Below are 16,971 nucleotides of genomic sequence, written 5' to 3'. Positions count from 1 at the left end.
CTCCTTGATCATCCCGATGATCTGCGTCTCGGTAAAACGGCTCTTTCGCATTCGTCTGCTCCTTCAGGGTTGGGCAGACTCTACATTAAAGTTAGGGCGTTTCCGGGGGGCAGGTCAGCTGCAAAACTGGGTGATCGGCCCGGTTCTGATGTGCGCACTCGCGGTGATCTTCCTGCATGACAGCCCGAAATAGATGACCGGGCTGATCCTGATCGGCCTCGCCCGCTGCATCGCCATGGTGCTGATCTGGAACGGGCTTACCTGTGGCGATGGGCAGTATAGTGCTGCCTTGGTCGCCTTCAATTCCGTGTTCCAGATCCTGATCTTCTTCAGCTACGCGTGGCTTTTTCTGACGGTGCTGCCGCCATTGTTCGGGCTTGAAGGACCGGTCATTGACGCAGGTTTCTGGACCATCACGCAGGCGGTGATCGGCAGAGACATGCCCAGCTATTGCGGCAAAGGCCTAAGTCCGTGCATCGGCAGCGCGGTCATTCCGACACTTCGGCCAATTCGCGGCCATGGTCGGTGGTGCAATGCGCGTGGCTGCCCAGACATTCGATCACCCGGCAATCGGCGACGCTTCCGCCAGCACATTGTGCCACCATGCGTTCCAGTTCGGATTTGAGCGCCATCAACCGCGCAATCCTGCCTTCGACTGCCAGAAGCTGCGCCTTTGCGATGCTGTCCACCGCAGCGCAAGGCTGGTCTGGACGGTCCGACATCCCCAGCAGATCGCGGATCGCCTCCAACGGAAAACCAAGATCGCGGGCGTGGCGGATGAAGGCCAGCCGGTCGCCCGCCGCAGAGCCATATAGCCTCTGGTTGCCTGTGGACCGATCAGCTGCGGGTAAAAGCCCGATTTGTTCGTAATAGCGGATGGTTGGCACTTTGACACCAGCAGCTTCGCTTAACTTTCCGATCGTCAGCATGAGAAACCTCTTGAACCTCTAGTTGCTAGAGAAGTTATACCCGCGACTCGATGGATACAAGCTCCGCCCCTTATGGCGGCCGAAAGGGTTACGATGGACGCGAATGAGACAGGCGAACGCTGCGACTGGACTGTCACCGGCATGGATTGCGCCAGTTGCGCCGCCAAGATCACCACAGCCCTGAACAGGCTGCCCGGAGTCGCTGATGTGCAAGTTGGCGTGATATCGGAACGTCTGACGCTCAATCTCGATGCCAGTCGCACGCCACGCGAAGCGGTGGAAGCAGCGGTGAAAAAGCTGGGCTTCGGCATCGCGTCCAAAGGATCGCCGGTTGCGCGTAAAAAGGCGTTCGTGGTGCCAGAGGCTGAAAATGATGCGGGTGATGACCACGCCGGGCACGATCATGGCCCTGCTTCGGCTGCTACGGCCGCTGCTACGCACTCAACCGCACCCAAGGCAAACGCCCCGTCAGACCCCGGCCATGGCGGACCGGGGCACAGCCATGCCACTGATCCGAAAGACCACGACAAGCGCTGGTTTCAAACGTCAAAGGGCAAGCTGGTGATCGGCACGGGCATTTTGTTGGCTGCGGCTTGGGCTGTGAAGTTGTTCGGCTCAGAGACGCTGGCCAACTATGCCTTTATCGCCGCCTGCGTCATCGGGGTCGCCCCGGTCGCCGTCCATGCCTTTGCGGCCCTGCGCGCGGGTATTCCCTTCACCATCGAGGCGCTGATGAGCATCGCCGCGATTGGTGCTTTGTTCATCGGGGCTGCGGAGGAAGCCGCCCTGGTGGTGTTCCTGTTCGCCGTGGGCGAGGTGCTTGAAGGTGTGGCAGCCGACAAGGCGCGCGCGTCGATCCGCGCTTTGGCCGATCTGGTACCGAAGACCGCGATCATCGAACAAAATAGCACAACGCGCGAAGTGGACGCCGCCACATTGGAAATTGGCCAGCGGGTGCTGGTCCGGCCCGGGAGCCGTATTCCTGCCGATGGTGAGATTGCCGAAGGCACCTCCGGCGTTGATGAAAGCCCGGTCACGGGCGAATCCATGCCCAAGACCAAGGGGCCGGGCGATGCGGTGTTTGCAGGCTCGATCAATGCCGAAGCGGTTTTGCGCATCACTGTGACCAAGACAGCCGAGGACAACACCATCTCGCGGATCATCACGCTAGTGGAGGAGGCCGAGACCGCTCGCGCACCAACCGAACGGTTCATCGACCGTTTCAGCCGCATCTACATGCCCGCTATTGTTGGGTTGGCTGTGTTGGTGGCGATCATCCCGCCACTGACCACGGGGGCAGACTGGGACACCTGGATTTACCGCGCGCTGGCCTTGCTGCTGATCGGCTGCCCCTGTGCACTGGTCATTTCGGTGCCCGCGTCGATTGCGTCGGCACTGTCGTCAGGGGCCAAGCGCGGCATCCTGCTGAAGGGCGGGGCGGTGATTGAGGCTGCCGCCCGCACCACTCGCGTGGCCTTCGACAAGACCGGCACGCTGACCGTCGGGCGCCCCGCCGTGACCGATGTGATTGCGCTAGGAGCCACCGAAGCCGAACTGTTGGCAATAGCCGCCGGGATTGAGACCGGCTCCAGCCACCCCTTGGCCGAGGCGATCTTGCGCCGGGCGGAGGAAGGCAAGGTAGCACCCCTGCCCGCAACCGGCGCGAAAGCTTTAATTGGCAAGGGCGTGGAAGCCATGGTCGGCGGCGTACCGGCATGGGTTTCCTCGCCGCGCTACGCCTCCGAAATGGGTGCACTTGACGGTCTCGGCATGCGCCGGGCCGCAGAGATGGAGGAAGATGGCAAGACCGTGGTTGTCGTGTTTCGTGAGAAACTGGCGCTCGGGCTGATTGCCATGCGGGACGAGCCGCGCGCCGATGCCATCGAAGGCGTGCGGCAACTGAAAGCCATGGGCGTGACATCGGTGATGCTGACTGGCGACAATGCCCGTACCGCGGCCGCGATTGCGGGACTGCTGGGGATGGAGCATCGCGCAGAACTGCTGCCCGAGGATAAAGTGAACGAGATCAAGACGATGGTGGCAGTCGGCGGCGTGATAATGGTCGGAGACGGCATCAACGACGCCCCGGCACTGGCGGCGGCTTCAGTAGGCGTGGCAATGGGGTCTGGGACAGATGTGGCGTTGGAAACCGCCGCCGCCGCCCTGCTGCGCAACCGGGTGACGGATGTGGCGGCGATGGTGCGGCTGGCACGGGCCACGATGGGTAATATCCGCCAGAACGTGACGATTTCGCTGGGGCTGAAAGCGGTGTTTCTGGTGACGACAATCCTCGGGATGACCGGCCTTTGGATCGCCATTCTTGCCGATACCGGGGCAACCGTACTGGTCACGCTGAACGCTCTTCGCCTTCTGCGCTTCAACCCCGAGCGTGAGGGGTGAAGGAACGGCCCTTATCTTGTGTCTTTCGATGCTGCACGAACAAGGGTCGCCGATGAAAGTTTTTTGGCACTTTATACTTTGGCCACCGCGCCGGACATAGCCGGATGCCTGACATACTCATGCGTCGGAACGATGCTACAAATTCTATAAGCACTGCGACCGGAGCCGAACAGCCACCTCAAGCTCAATGATCCATCTCCGTCGCAGTTGCTGCGGCCTTGGGTTTGAACATCACCAGCAGCCCCAAGGCAACGGTGGCGACTGCCGCGCCAGCAAGAAACGTGGCCTCCGCCCCAAACTGATCCCACAGCAGCCCAGCGATAGCGCTGGCCAGCAGCAGGGCCAGTCCGCTCATCAAGTTGAAAAATCCGTAAGCCGTGCCGCGCAGGTCGGCCGGTGCGGTGGTGGCTACCATGGTGGCCAGCAACCCTTGGGTGATGCCCATGTGCAACCCCCACAAAGTAACCCCCGCCAAAACCACGGCCCAATGTGCCCCAGAGGCCAGCACCAGATCGGCGGCGATCAGGATCACCAGCCCAAGGGCAAGCAGTTTGGCGTGGCTCATGCGGTCCGACAGTTTGCCAAATGGATAGGCGGAAGCTGCATAGACCACATTCATTGCCACCATCACCAAGGGCACCAGTGCGATGGCAATTCCGCTTTGCTGCGCGCGCAGGATCAAAAATGCCTCACTGAACCGCGCCAATGTGAAAACCGCACCTATGACCACGACGCGCCAGTATTCGGTGCCCAGCCGTTTTAGGTTGGCGCGCTGGATCGGGTTTGTGCGCTTGGTCACGTTTTGCGGCGGCGGTTCCTGTACGCCAAAGGCCAGTAGTAAAACTGCAAGCGCGCCCGGGATCACGGCAACCCAGAACACGGCCTGAAAGTTATTTTGCCACAACAACATCAGCCCCACAGCCAGCAACGGCCCGGCAAAGGCCCCGACCGTATCCAGCGACTGGCGCAGGCCAAACGCCGCACCGCGCAGATGTGGCGGCGCGATATCGGCCACCAGCGCATCACGCGGCGCACCCCGGATGCCTTTTCCAACCCGGTCCAGCAGCCGTGCGGTCAGCACAATTCCGATGCTGGGGGCCATGGCAAACAGCGGCTTGGTGATTGCACCAATGCCATAACCAAGCAATGTCAGTCCCTTGCGGCGACCGAACCAATCGCTGAGCACACCGGAGAACACTTTGGAGATCAGCGCCGTCGCCTCGGCCAGCCCTTCGATCAGGCCGACGGTCAACGCACTGGCCCCCAGCACGGTGACCATGAACAGCGGAAGCAAGCTGTGGATCATCTCGGAAGAGATATCCATCAGCATGCTGACAAACCCCAAAACCCAAATCCCGCGCGGAATCGCGGCAAGGCCAGTGCGCACAGCGGTCATGTCAAGCCTTTCCATCTGCAGGGCATATTAGGGCCGTCGCGGTTGCCCAGATGTGGCACAGATTGGCCAACAAGGATAAACCGTTTTTGATCGGGACTCTGGGTGAGAGGTATTTCAGGGGCCGCCGTCAGACAGCCCCTGATGGCTTACAAGTCCAGTGTAATTGCATCCGATACCCGATCCCGCGCACCGTGGGGATCAGCTTGTGCTAAGACGGATCATCGATCCTTCAGCCGCAGCCGCCGCATATGCACATCTACGATGTTGGAATCGCTTTCAAAATTAATGTCCCAAACCTGTTCGGCGATGATCGTTCGCGACAAGGCATCGCCAGCCCGCCGCATCAGAAGCGCCAGCAGCAGGAACTCTTTCTGGGTCAGATCAAGCGACTTGCCCGCCCGCACAGCCCGGTGCCGCTCCAGATCCAGTTTAAGATCGGCCACCTGAAACACCGTCGCTTTCCGGGCTGTCCGCCCACGGCGCAGAATTGCCCGCGCGACGGCGCAGGATTGCGCGCGCCCGCGCCAGCAGCTCACTAAAGGCAAAGGGCTTGACCAGATAGTCTTCCGCCCCAAGCTCGATGCCCCGCACCCGGTCCTGCACGTCATGGCGTGCCGACAGATACAGGATCGGCGTGCTGACCCTGCGCTCTTTCAACTCCTTCAACACACCCCAGCCATCAAGTTCTGGCAGCATCACATCCAGAATGATCAGATCGTAGCGGGTGATCACCGCCATGTGCGCGCCCAACCCGCCATCACCCGCGTGATCGACAACATAGCCGTTCTCGCGCAGCCCCTTCGCAAGGTAGGCGACGGTCTTGGGCTCGTCTTCGATCACCAATATTTTCATCGTACTTTCTGTTTTACCAGGACGCCGACTTGGCGTTCCAGCATTCAATCGCCTTTCGGCCGATTCCGGTATTCATCCGGTACACCAAAAGATTAACAACACGCGGTCGACCAGATGACCATTTCGTCATTTTCAAATGAAAAAGTTGGCTGGTAGCGACCGAAGCCAATATGAACTCGGCATTTCGGGCCTTTGCAATTAGGGCAGAGCTATTCGCTGTAGGAGCCTCAGCTTTCAGCGGCAGGGCTGATCAGCCGTTGCAGCATTGGATTGGGAAACCGGCGGTCCAGCGTGACGGCGTAAAAGGTCTCGGAAATACCCGGCAAACGTTCGGCGTCGATCAGGATGCCCAGTTCCAACTCGTCCTTGATGGCGATCAGTGGCAGAACCGCGAGCCCTGCATCCTCGCGCGCCAAAAGGCGCATCATCGCCATATCGTCGACCTCGGCCACAATGCTGGGCCGGATGCCCAATTGCGCAACCAGCGCGTCAAACCCGATGCGGATCGAGCTGTTGGTGCTGGGCAGAATGATTGGCAGGGTTGCCAGACGCTGCGCCAGGCTGGTCGTCGCTTTCAGGCGGGCTGGCGTGCCCACCAGACTGACAGGCTGTTCTGCCAGCCGGTGCGACACGAACGGTGTTGTCGCGTCGCGCTGCGGCGGCTGGTTGGTCAGCACCACGTCAAGGTTAAGTGTCTCCAACAGGGACAACAATTCTGACAAACTGCCAGAGCGCAAAATCACCTCGGTCCCCGGCTGTCCCAGCACCGGGCGCAAAAACCCCAACTGAAAGTTGCGCGACAAGGTGGCCAGCGCGCCCACCCGCAACACCTGTAGCCCACGCCCGGCATCTCGCAGGGTGCCGAGGAGTTCATCGCCGACGGCAAAGATTGCGTCGGCATGGTCAAGGGCGATGCGCCCGGCTTCGGTCAGGTGCAACTGCCGACCGCGCCTATCAAACAGCAGATGGCCCAGCCGGTCCTCCAGCTTGCGGATCTGCACCGAGATCGCCGATTGCGACAGGTGCAGCTTTTCGGCAGTGCGGGTCAGGTTGCCGTCATGGGCCACGGCACGGAACAGGTGAAGATGGTGATAATTGAGATCGGTCATTTGTTTCATTTATACGAACGGTTTTAGACAAACAATGTATTTTACACCTTGCCGCAGCGCAGCTACCACCCAGGCTAAGGCCATACATGAAAGGACGCAGTTGTGATCACAGCCTTGATTATCTACGTAGCCCCGCTGTTTCTGATCCTCGGGGCGGCGACGGGCTTTGTGCGACCCGGACGACGCCCCGCTGGGGTTGCAAAAGCGGCTGAGGCCGCAGGGATCGTCGCGATGGGTGTAGCCTTGGGTGCGGTGGCGCTGTTGATCACGCGCGGGCCATCTACGGCAAACCTTCTGCCCGGTCTGTCCGTGCGGCTGGATGTGGTCAGCGCTGTAATGCTGTGCTTGGTCAGCTTTATCGGTTGGGTCGTGCTGCGCTATGCGGCCACCTATGTGGACGGCGAGGCGCGGCAGGGCGCATTCATGGGTTGGATGTGCGCCACGCTGGCCGCCGTCTTGCTGCTGGTGATGGCGGGACATCTGGTACAACTGGTGCTGGCATGGATCGCCACCAGCCTAAGCCTGCATAAGCTGCTGCTGTTTTACCCCGACCGTCCGCAAGCGCGCCGTGCCGCGCGCAAGAAGCTGGTCACATCAGGATTGTCCAATCTGGTGATTGTCGCTGCAGCACTTATTTTGTGGCGCGGATTTGGCAGCGGCGATATTGCGACGATCCTTGACGCGGCGCGGGCTGGTATGGCTCCGACGGCTGCGGCTTGGGGTGCAGCGCTGATCGGACTGGCGGCCGTGCTGAAGTCAGCGCAATTTCCCACCCACGGCTGGCTGACCGAGGTGATGGAAACGCCGACCCCGGTATCGGCCCTGCTCCATGCTGGCGTGATCAACGCAGGCGGGTTTCTGATGATCCGGTTTGCCGATGTGATGCTAATCGCCCCCGGCGTGCTGGCAGTGCTGGTCATGCTGGGCGGGTTTACGGCGATCTTTGGCGGCATGGTGATGCTGACACAATCGGCGGTCAAAACCTCGCTCGCTTGGTCCACCGTGGCGCAGATGGGGTTCATGGTACTGCAATGCGGACTTGCGCTGTTCCCGCTGGCGCTGCTGCACGTCGTCGCCCATTCGCTCTACAAGGCGCATGCCTTTTTGGGCTCGGGTGGTGCTGTTGATGCCGTGGCACTGGTGCGCAGGCCAGGGCCGATTGCAGTACCTTCCGGGGCAAAAGTGGGGCAGGCGTTTCTGGCGGCGATTGCCATCTATGCGTTGATGACGCTGGGGTTTGGGATAGCGACCGGGTTCGACCACAAGTCTGCGCAAGCGATTGCTTTGGGGGCTATCCTGATCTTTGGCGTGGCCTATCTGATTGCGCAAGGGCTAGCAGGCTCCGCGCCCAAGGCGCTGACGCGCGCGACAGTGATCTATGCGCTGGCAGCATCGCTGGGCTACTTCGCGCTACAGGCGGCGGCCGAGGCACTGACCAAGGGAACCCTGCCCGCCACCCCGGCCCCGGGTCCGCTGGAATGGGCGCTGATAGTGCTGGCAGTGCTGAGTTTCGGTCTGGTCGCCGTCGCGCAGGCGCTGTTTCCACTTTGGGCGCATCATCCGGCGGCGGCTGGCCTGCGCGTGCATCTGACAAACGGGCTTTATGCCAATGCGGTGTTCGACCGGCTGCTGGGCGGCTGGTCGACGTCGCGCGGCGCCTGATCCATTCAAACATCCCGAGGTTCCCCATCATGATGATCCATCACCCCGATTTTGATCTGATCCCGAGTGCCGCACTGATGGCTGCTGCCAATGCGGCCGCCCGTGCGATCCCGCCGCTGTTCCCGCTGGCCGCCAGTGTTGCAGTCAACCCCTACTTGGGCCAGACTGGCGACAGTTTGGCAATGACGGCGGCGCGTCTGGGGCGGATTGCGGGCACGCCCGTCACGCAGCCGCGCGACTGGTATCTGAAGCGGATTAAGGATGGCCGGATCACCGATGCTGATCTGACGTCTGCCCTTGCCGCATGCCCAGATACCAATCGCCCGTTGAGCCTTGCCGCGCTGAAGGCTGCCGTCAACAAAATGGTTCCGCAGCAGCGGGGGTTGCCAAACGTGGCACAACTGGCGGCAGAAGCATCCGGCATCGACTGGCTCGCCGTGGTGAACGACCGCTTCAGCGCTTGGGCGGCGGGACATTTCGACAAGGGGCAGGCTCTGTGGACAATAGCACCCGGACCATCGGCCTATGCCGCTTGGCGCAGCTTTGCGGCCCATGACCTGACGCCTGAAATCGCAGGGCTTTCGGGCTTTGCGGCTTTTGTTGCTGCTGCCCCGGCAACCGCAGCCGAAGCACTCGCAATGGCCACGTCCCGGCTGGGCTTGCCCGACGCGGCGCTGGACACGGCGTTTCACGCCACCTTGATGTCGCTTGGCGGCTGGAGTCAGTATGCCCGCTATGACCTGTGGCTGGCCGAACTGGCCGGTGGCACCGACAGCGCCGTCACCGATTTGCTGGTTATCCGGCTGCTGTGGGACGTGGCCCTGTTGGGCCAATACAAAGACAAGATCGCCTCAGACTGGGCCGATGCCGTGGCCGCTCATGCGCAACCTTTGCACCCGACCCCCGATCAGGTGATTGACGTTATTCTGCAAGAGGCATGCGAGCGTGCCGCACAGCGCGACATGGCGGCGGCCTTTGCCGCACCTGCCCAAGCTACCACGCAGACGCGCCCACTACTGCAAGCGGCCTTATGTATCGACGTGCGGTCTGAGGTGTTCCGCCGCGCGCTGGAAAGCGTGGACCCCGGCATCCAGACCATCGGCTTTGCAGGCTTCTTTGGTGTCTTTGTGCAACATCTTCCCTTCGCCTCTGACGTACCCGAAGCCCGGTTGCCGGTCTTGCTGAACCCGACAGTCAAATCCTGCGCCCTGTCGCCCAAGCCGGGGGCCGAGGCAAGCGCGCGGATCACTGCGCGCGCCAATCGCGCCTGGGGCCGGTTCAAACTGGCCGCCGTGTCATCCTTTGCCTTTGTCGAGGCGACCGGGCCGATTTATGCGGGTAAACTGGTACGCGACGCTCTTGGTTTGGGCGCGTCACATCTGCCGCGTGATCCGGCACCACAGTTATCGCCCGGACTGAATACCGATCAAAAACTGGCCTCGGCGGAAATGGTCCTGCGCGCGATGTCGATGACAGACGGATTTGCCCGTGTTGTCCTGCTGGCCGGACACGGCGCGAATGTAACCAATAACCCTCACGCCAGCGCGTTGCATTGTGGAGCCTGCGGTGGCTATTCGGGCGAGGTCAACGCGCGGTTGCTGGCCGCTTTGCTGAACGATCTTGAGGTGCGGCAGGGCCTGCCCGCGCGCGGCATTACCATCCCCGATGACACGCTGTTCGTGGCAGGCCTGCATGACACCACCACCGATGATGTGCTGGTTTATGCCGACGACACGCCCTCGCCAGCCCATGCAAACGATATTGCCGATATCAGACACTGGCTGACCGCTGCCGGGCTGATGGCTCGTGGGGAGCGTGCCCTGCGCCTGCCCCGCGCCGATCGTGCCAGCAACATCGCGGGACGGTCGCGAAACTGGGCCGAAGTGCGCCCCGAATGGGGCCTTGCGGGCTGCCGTGCCTTTGTCGCCGCCCCGCGCAGCCGCACAGCCGCACAAAACCTTGGTGGGCGGGCGTTCCTGCACGACTATGACTGGCGACAGGACAAGGGGTTTGGCGTGCTGGAACTGATCCTGACCGCCCCGGTTGTGGTGGCAAGCTGGATCAGCCTGCAATACTACGGCTCGACCGTGGCCCCTGCGGCCTTTGGGGGCGGCAACAAACTGCTGCACAACGTAACAGGCGGCATTGGCGTGGTCGAAGGCAATGGCGGCCTTTTGCGCACGGGTCTGCCTTGGCAGTCAGTGCATGACGGGGCGGAATTTGCGCACGAACCCCTACGTTTGTCAGTAATCGTCGAGGCCCCGCAGGCCGCTATCAACGATATCTTTGTGCGTCATGGCGGCGTAAAATCCCTGTTCGACAATCTTTGGTTGCATCTGTTCACTCTTGATGACACCGGTCAGATACAGGGGCGCTATGTGGGTGGGTTGAGTTGGGCGCACGGCGATTGCGTTCCGCCGCGAAACGCAAGTTGATTGCACAGGGTCTTAACTTCTGCCGATACAACTACCGCCTCAATTTTTAGGGCCGCAGATTCAAACGAGCTAAGATATGTCTCCCACGGATTTCCAGCTCCGAACTGGGGGTTCAACGCCATCCTAGGTTAGTGAATATGAGGTTCCCACCGACGCCACGCAGATCCACAGCCTGTTATGATTGCCCCATCCCGCCCATCGCGTGCAACTTCTACGCTTCTTATCCGGCGATCTCTGTAAGCGGTGCGCCGATCACACCTTGGCGGTATGATTGCATGGCAGCAGGTCGTCGATTTGGCTTTGTTTATGCCCGTTGACAATGGCCTGGAGAGTTGCGGTCAGATTGGCGTGCGGCTCGACGGCGTTGAGTTTGCAGGTCTCGACCGGTGACGCGATAGTGGCCCAGTTTGCGGCACCGGCGTCGTGACCGGCGAAGAGGGTATTCTTTCGATTCAGTGCGATGGGGCGGATGGTGCGCTCGACGGTGTTGTTGTCTATCTCGACCCGGCCATCGACCATGAGGAGGCAAAGGCCAGTCCAGTATTTTGCGATGCATTTCAACGCCTCGCCCAAAGAGGATTTGGCGGACACGCGGGCGCGGTGGTGGGTGAGCCACCCGGCCTCTTGGCGAATGTCCATTCGCCTGTCAGCCAATGGTATGGACGGGAAGATCACAAAGCCGCCCGCAAGGCCGCCGCCAGTTCCGCGACCTGACGGGCATCGGTTGATGAGTCTATCCGACGCTTCATCGCACCCGACCGCGACGCTGGCCCGTCGGCCCGGCCAAAACCTCCATCCGGCTCACGGACCGCAAATGGTGCTCTCGATGGACTTCCAAGCACGCCTCCCAAGAAAAACTACATGGGCAACCCAATCGCAGATCACATGGTCAGGCAAAAAGTGGGGGCGGCGCACCGCTCACGGATCGCTTGAACAACTCTGCGGATCGCAGCTGGGGACACGATTGCCTGCCAATGCCCGCATATGCCCGTCATTGCCGTTTTTCCGGTCTGGTGTTGTTGTGGCGTTGATGTAGAGTCAGTAATGCAAAAAGCGCCCCGTAGGACGCTCTGCAGGGCTTTTATATCTTGAGATATTTTAGTTGCGGGAACAGGGTTTGAACCTGTGACCTTCAGATTATAAGTCGAATCCGTCGGAAAGATGCAAGCTCTTTGATTTCAACAGATTACGCTATAACCTATTGAACGAGAAATGTTTTTCAACCGCACAGTGCCGCACTCAACCGCAGCGGACGGGTCCAAACGGGGAACGAAGTGATCAAACAGGTTACCTATTGTTGACCCGCTTCGAAATCTCCCTCGTCTGCGTCACCTTTGTGAGCCAATGTTGAATGGCCTTTGGTCAAACGCGTAAGTCAATTTCGCGTAGGTGTAAATCGGTAAGATGCTCCACCGGAACCGGGCCGACCTCGAGCCATCTGCGATGCCCTAACCGAACAGCCTGAACCGAAATGAGCGGCCCACAGGCGACGGTCGGGATGGGCAGCGACTAGGCTTGCGACTTCCCAGACCGGTCACCCGGGGTTGGCATTGCGATCATCACAGCGCGATGTCAGTTAAGCAGGAGCTAACCGCAGTCAGACCGAACGATTACGAGACAAGTGGCAAAGCGACCATTCATGTGGCGTCACAATCTTCGGTTGTGGCAATATCCTGACCGTAACGCCACGCGGCGTCGTCCGTTGCAGGTGGGTTCCAAAGGCCGTCTTTCGGAAGGCTGGATTGATCGCGACCAGCACGCTTTACAAGACGGGAGAAAAGCCACCGTCGACGCGCAAGTTGATGCCTGTGATGTAGCCTGCAAGAGGGCTAACAAGGAACGCGACCGCATCGGCCAGTTCAGCCAATTCGCCTACCCGGCCAAGCGGGACTTGCGCGAACAGCGGCAGTACGCCACTTTGAACCTCGTCCCAAGGCGCATTTCGCGCCGCAATCCCGCGATCCGCCGCCACATTACGAAAAGCGTCTTCCAGCTTTGCGCTTCGTATGGTTCCCGGAGAGACCGCGTTGACAGTGATGCCCTCGGCCGCAACTGCTTTCGCGAGCGAAGCGGTCATGGCATTCATCGCCGCTTTAGCTGCGGAATAATCGGGCCCGGTTGCAGGCGGGATGGTCGCGGCCCCGCTAGAGATATTGATGACACGCCCCCAGCGCGCCTGCCGCATCTTGGGCAGGAAGCCGGTCGTGACACGAAGTGCCGCAAGGACATTGCGGTCATAGCTGGCCGTCCATTGAGTGGGTTCCGTCGTCTGCCAGTCGCTTTTCGGGCCGGAGCCCCCGGCATTGTTCACCAGAATATCCACCGCGCCGACGCGGTTCTCCACCTCTGCGACCAGCCTTTCAACATCTTCGTCCCGTGTCAGATCGGCCAATGCGGCAAAGGCGCGGCCCCCAAGTGCTGCGATGGCTGCAACCACACGGTCAGCCTGCACACTATCCCGGCCATGAACAACGACATGCGCCCCCTCGCGGGCAAGTGCTGCCGCAATGGCCTCGCCGATTCCCTTGCTGCTTCCGGTGACGAGCGCCGTCTTGCCGTTCAGTTGAAGGTCCATGGTCTAAAACCTTTCTACTTTACTGCGCTTTTTCCTCATTTGACGGAGAGGAATTCAATCAGCGCCGCGGCTACCTCATCGGGTCGCTCGTCCGCCACATAATGGCCACAGCGCAAGATAGCGCCTCCGGTCACGTTGCGCGCAAACTCCGCAAGCATCGGGACCATGCGGGAGCCGTACCGCTGATCGCCGCCCAGCGCGAGGACCGGCATTTCAAGCGGCTGCTTTTTATACTCAAGTGCCGCTGCATGATCGGCGGTGAAGCTGCGATACCATTCCATGCCACCGCGCGTCCGCCCCGGTAGAGCTAAGGCCTTGGCATAGATATCAATATCCGCCGGATCATAGTTGCTGTGATCGTATATCCGCTCGGCGATGAACGCCGAGACATAGTCGTATTCGCGACCATAAATCAGGCGCTCTGGCAGATCGCGGTTCAAGTGGAAGCCGAAATGCCATAGCTTGGCAGATGTAGCCTCCCATTCGCTCCATCCCGGAACCGGCACGTCGAGCACGGCAAGATGGGAAACGGCATCCCGGTGCGTTGCCGCAAGGGCAAGCGCAACCATGCCGCCGATGTCATGACCGCACACTGCGTAGCGATCATGACCGAGCGCAAGCATGACCTCGTGCACATCACGTGCTAGTGCCGCCTTGTCATAGCCGTCTAGCGGGCAGTCCGAAAAGCCCGCACCGCGCAGGTCCACAGCCACCACGCTAAAGTGCCTGGCCAGCAACGGCATGACGTGGCGCCATTCCCACCAGGTCTGCGGAAAACCGTGGAGCAGTACGATCGGCGGACCTTCGCCGCCGGTGACGGTATTGATCTTGATACCGTTTGCCGGAACGACTTGTTGTGCAAATCCATCCAAAGTTGCGATCATAGTCTAACTCCCAAGTTGGAAAATTGTGTCAGCTGACGGGCAAAGGGCTGAGCCTCATGCCCGATCAAAATCTGTGTGGACCGCGACATCGCGCCAGGCATCCATGTCTTTTCGGAACGCTTTCAGCTTTCGTTCTGCGATCCCGTAGGCCACGGGGCCGAGCGGAAGATGCAACGGCGGCTCCTTGGCATCGACTGCTTGCAGGATCACAGCCACCGCCTTGTCCGGGTCGCCAGCTTGGGCGCCGTTGTTCGTTTCGCGATAATTCGTGCGCCTGCCAGAGCTTGCAGCATACTCGGGCATCTGCCTGGCCGCCATGGTGATCGACCGACCAAGGAATTCGGTGCGGAACGGGCCGGGTTCGACGATGATCACGCGGATGCCGAACGGCCTTAGTTCGTCCGCAAGGGCTTCGGATACGCCTTCGACCGCGAATTTCGCGGCGTTGTAATAGCCGCCACCTCCGCCACCGGCGATGCCCGCGCCCGACGAGAAGTTGACGATTGTCCCACCTGTGCCGCGAAGGATGGGGAGGGCGGCCTTGGTCGTCTCGATCAGGCCAAACACATTCACATCGAACATCGGTCGATACTCATCGGGCGTGCCTTCCTCGACTGCGCCGAACAGACCGTAGCCTGCGTTGTTGACCAGAATGTCGAGGCCCCCGAACACCTCTACGGCTTTGGCAACCGCTGATACCGCAGACGCTGCATCGGTTACGTCCAGCGGCAGCGTGATCATTCGGCCGTCATAGGTGGAAGCGATGTCTTTGATCCCCTGCGGATCGCGTGCCGTCGCCACAACCTGGTCGCCGCGGTCAGCGGCGGCGATTGCCAGGCGCTTGCCAAAACCACTGGAACAGCCGGTGATGAGCCAGGTCTTCATTAATGCGTTCCCGCTACGGTAACGGGTGCCGGTGATAGGCCGCCGCCGCGCAGGGTGACGTGGGCCATTATCGACCAGTCCTTTTCGCCAAGCCCGGCCAAGACTGCCTCGCCCAACCGCTGCTGCACCGCGTCGAGCATTGGCAAGCTGCGCCCTGTAGCACCGCCTGCTTGGGTTGCAAGCCGCAGATCCTTGAGCCCAAGCTTCGCTTTGAAGCCGGGCTCGAACGCGCCTTCGGTGATCTGGGCGCTGTAGCTTTCATAGGTGCGGCCAGCGAAAAGCGTGCCAAGGATCAGCTCGAAGAAACGCGCCCGATCAAGGCCTACGCTTTCGGTCAGAACGACGGCTTCGGCCATGGCCTCGATCGCCATGGCGATCATCATGTTGGCCGCCAGCTTGGCCGCATTGGCCTGAGCCGGAATTTCGCCAAGGTTCCAGACCTTCTTGCTGAGCACGGCGAGCAAAGGCTCGATGATGGCGATCACCTCCGGCTTGCCACCGACCAACATGTTCAGTTGGCCAATGGCTGCGACGTTCGGGCGACCGAGCACCGGCGCCGACACATACTGCAGACCCGCTGCCTCATGAAGCCTCTCAAGTTTCTGCGCGAAGGCAACCGAGATCGTTGACGTGACGACATGGATGAGCCCCGGGCGCGCACGCGCGAGAAGGGCAGGACGAAGGATCACGTCCCGGATCACCGCGTCGTCCGACAGCATGGTGAACACCACGTCGGAGTCGAAGGCCTCCGCCGGGTTGTCGATCAGCGTCATTCCGGGCACGGTTTCGGGCGCGACGGGGGTGCGGTTCCAGCCGCGTACGTCATTGCCGGCTTTGACCAGGTTTCGGGCGATGGCTGTTCCCATGGCCCGAAGACCAATGAATCCAATTTCCATAATTTACCTCCGTTAGTGGTTTAAGATGTTCGATACTCCATTTTGGGCGGCCCGGGTCCGGGCCGCCCGGATGTCGCAATCTTCAGATTTGCGACACACCGCCATCGACCGTCAGTTCGATGCCGTTGACAAACTTGGCATCCTCCGATGCCAGGAACAGGGCGGCGGACGCGATCTCGGCTGGGTCTGCCAAATATCCTGCAGGAACTTGCGCAGCCGCAAATTCCTTCAATGCTTCAATCTCGGCTTTACCCATCTGGAGGCCATTTTCCATAAGGGGGGTGAGCGTGAACCCCGGGCTGAGCGCATTGACGCGGATTTTTCGATCCCGGAGGTCGTTGGCCCAGGTTCGTGCGAAGGACCGCACAGCGGATTTCGAGGCATTGTAGAGACTGAGGCCCTCCATGCCGTTGTTGGCGCATATCGAGGCCGTCAGCACCACTGATGCGCCGTCCTTCACGAGAGGCAGCAAGGTTTGGACGGTAAAAAAGACGCCTTTGACGTTGATATCGAAAGTCTTGTCAAACTCCGCTTCGCCTGTGTTCCCGAAATCGTTCTTCTCGCAAATCCCGGCATTCGCGAAAACGGAATCCAACCGATCACCATGCTTGTCGATTTCGGCCTTCAACTTTGCCAGATCCGAAAGACTGGAAACGTCGGAAATCACTGCAACGGCCGCTTGGCCGAGTTGAGCGGCGGCCTCGTGCAACGTTTTGGCCGTTCGGCCGGTGATATAGACACGCTTTGCGCCTTGCGCGACGAGGGCTTGCGCGATGGAGAAGCCGATGCCGGTTGATCCTCCGGTAACGACGGCCACGTGGTTATTAAACTTAGAGCAAGTCGCCGTTCATATGATTCAGGCTTCCCATCTTGGACGGTTTCTGATTCCCTGATCTTTCCAGATATAGGGGATCGAGATGGGCAAATCACATCCTATGGAGCTTCGCA

At 60.6% G+C, this 16,971-nt stretch carries 12 protein-coding genes and 3 pseudogenes; 4 read left to right on the top strand and 11 right to left on the bottom strand.

Annotated elements, in window-relative coordinates; all coding sequences use genetic code 11:
* Positions 1–118: 118 nt before the first annotated feature.
* Positions 119–430 (top strand): annotated as a pseudogene (locus ACP7AP_RS22980) (arsenical-resistance protein); the annotation flags it as partial.
* Positions 431–488: 58 nt separating this feature from the next.
* Here the strand turns inward: ACP7AP_RS22980 and ACP7AP_RS22975 are convergent.
* On the bottom strand, positions 489–929 hold the full coding sequence (locus tag ACP7AP_RS22975) for a MerR family transcriptional regulator (protein ID WP_426038077.1): 441 nt from the start codon (positions 927–929) through the stop codon (positions 489–491).
* A 93-nt stretch (positions 930–1,022) separates the two neighbouring features.
* Between ACP7AP_RS22975 and ACP7AP_RS22970 the strand changes: the two genes are divergently transcribed.
* Positions 1,023–3,329, top strand: coding sequence for a heavy metal translocating P-type ATPase (locus ACP7AP_RS22970; protein WP_426038075.1), 2,307 nt, complete (start codon positions 1,023–1,025; stop codon positions 3,327–3,329).
* Between the two features lie 184 nt (positions 3,330–3,513).
* On the opposite strand, the gene ACP7AP_RS22965 is transcribed toward ACP7AP_RS22970, so the two are convergent.
* The 4 genes from ACP7AP_RS22965 to ACP7AP_RS22950 form a co-directional block, all read right to left on the bottom strand.
* Complete coding sequence (locus ACP7AP_RS22965) at positions 3,514–4,725, bottom strand: MFS transporter (RefSeq protein WP_426038073.1); 1,212 nt, start codon at positions 4,723–4,725, stop codon at positions 3,514–3,516.
* Positions 4,726–4,943: 218 nt separating this feature from the next.
* Complete coding sequence (locus tag ACP7AP_RS22960; protein WP_426038071.1) at positions 4,944–5,168, bottom strand: winged helix-turn-helix domain-containing protein; 225 nt, start codon at positions 5,166–5,168, stop codon at positions 4,944–4,946.
* Positions 5,155–5,577, bottom strand: a complete 423-nt coding sequence (locus ACP7AP_RS22955; protein ID WP_426038069.1) for a response regulator — start codon at positions 5,575–5,577, stop codon at positions 5,155–5,157. Before ACP7AP_RS22955 ends, ACP7AP_RS22960 begins: the two co-directional genes overlap by 14 nt.
* 227 nt (positions 5,578–5,804) lie before the next feature.
* Positions 5,805–6,686 carry a LysR family transcriptional regulator gene (locus ACP7AP_RS22950; protein ID WP_426038067.1) on the bottom strand — a complete coding sequence of 294 codons (882 nt, stop codon included), beginning with the start codon at positions 6,684–6,686 and terminating at the stop codon, positions 5,805–5,807.
* Positions 6,687–6,788: 102 nt separating this feature from the next.
* Between ACP7AP_RS22950 and ACP7AP_RS22945 the strand changes: the two genes are divergently transcribed.
* Together ACP7AP_RS22945 and ACP7AP_RS22940 are read left to right on the top strand one after the other, a co-directional pair.
* Entirely contained in the window at positions 6,789–8,348 is a 1,560-nt protein-coding gene (locus ACP7AP_RS22945) for a proton-conducting transporter membrane subunit (RefSeq protein ID WP_426038065.1), read from the top strand.
* Between the two features lie 32 nt (positions 8,349–8,380).
* Complete coding sequence (locus tag ACP7AP_RS22940; RefSeq protein ID WP_426038079.1) at positions 8,381–10,783, top strand: YbcC family protein; 2,403 nt, start codon at positions 8,381–8,383, stop codon at positions 10,781–10,783.
* Between the two features lie 252 nt (positions 10,784–11,035).
* Here the strand turns inward: ACP7AP_RS22940 and ACP7AP_RS22935 are convergent.
* From ACP7AP_RS22935 to ACP7AP_RS22910, 6 genes and pseudogenes are all read right to left on the bottom strand, one after another.
* Positions 11,036–11,398, bottom strand: a pseudogene (locus tag ACP7AP_RS22935) (IS66 family transposase); the annotation flags it as partial.
* Between the two features lie 1,147 nt (positions 11,399–12,545).
* The gene (locus ACP7AP_RS22930) at positions 12,546–13,358 is read right to left on the bottom strand and encodes an SDR family NAD(P)-dependent oxidoreductase (RefSeq protein WP_426038063.1); all 813 of its coding nucleotides are present in this window, start codon (positions 13,356–13,358) and stop codon (positions 12,546–12,548) included.
* A 35-nt stretch (positions 13,359–13,393) separates the two neighbouring features.
* Positions 13,394–14,242, bottom strand: coding sequence for an alpha/beta fold hydrolase (locus tag ACP7AP_RS22925; protein ID WP_426038061.1), 849 nt, complete (start codon positions 14,240–14,242; stop codon positions 13,394–13,396).
* Between the two features lie 54 nt (positions 14,243–14,296).
* Positions 14,297–15,127: an oxidoreductase gene (locus ACP7AP_RS22920; protein ID WP_426038059.1), complete on the bottom strand. Its 831-nt coding sequence runs from the start codon at positions 15,125–15,127 to the stop codon at positions 14,297–14,299.
* Complete coding sequence (locus ACP7AP_RS22915) at positions 15,127–16,023, bottom strand: NAD(P)-dependent oxidoreductase (RefSeq protein ID WP_426038057.1); 897 nt, start codon at positions 16,021–16,023, stop codon at positions 15,127–15,129. The genes ACP7AP_RS22920 and ACP7AP_RS22915 overlap by 1 nt, the downstream gene beginning before the upstream one ends.
* 82 nt (positions 16,024–16,105) lie before the next feature.
* Positions 16,106–16,846, bottom strand: a pseudogene (locus tag ACP7AP_RS22910) (SDR family NAD(P)-dependent oxidoreductase); the annotation flags it as partial.
* Between the last annotated feature and the right edge of the window lie 125 nt (positions 16,847–16,971).

This window comes from Cypionkella sp. TWP1-2-1b2, assembly GCF_049896245.1.
Lineage (GTDB): Bacteria > Pseudomonadota > Alphaproteobacteria > Rhodobacterales > Rhodobacteraceae > Cypionkella.
Note: the sequence above shows the minus strand (reverse complement) of the source record. Positions and strands in the feature narration are given on the sequence as shown.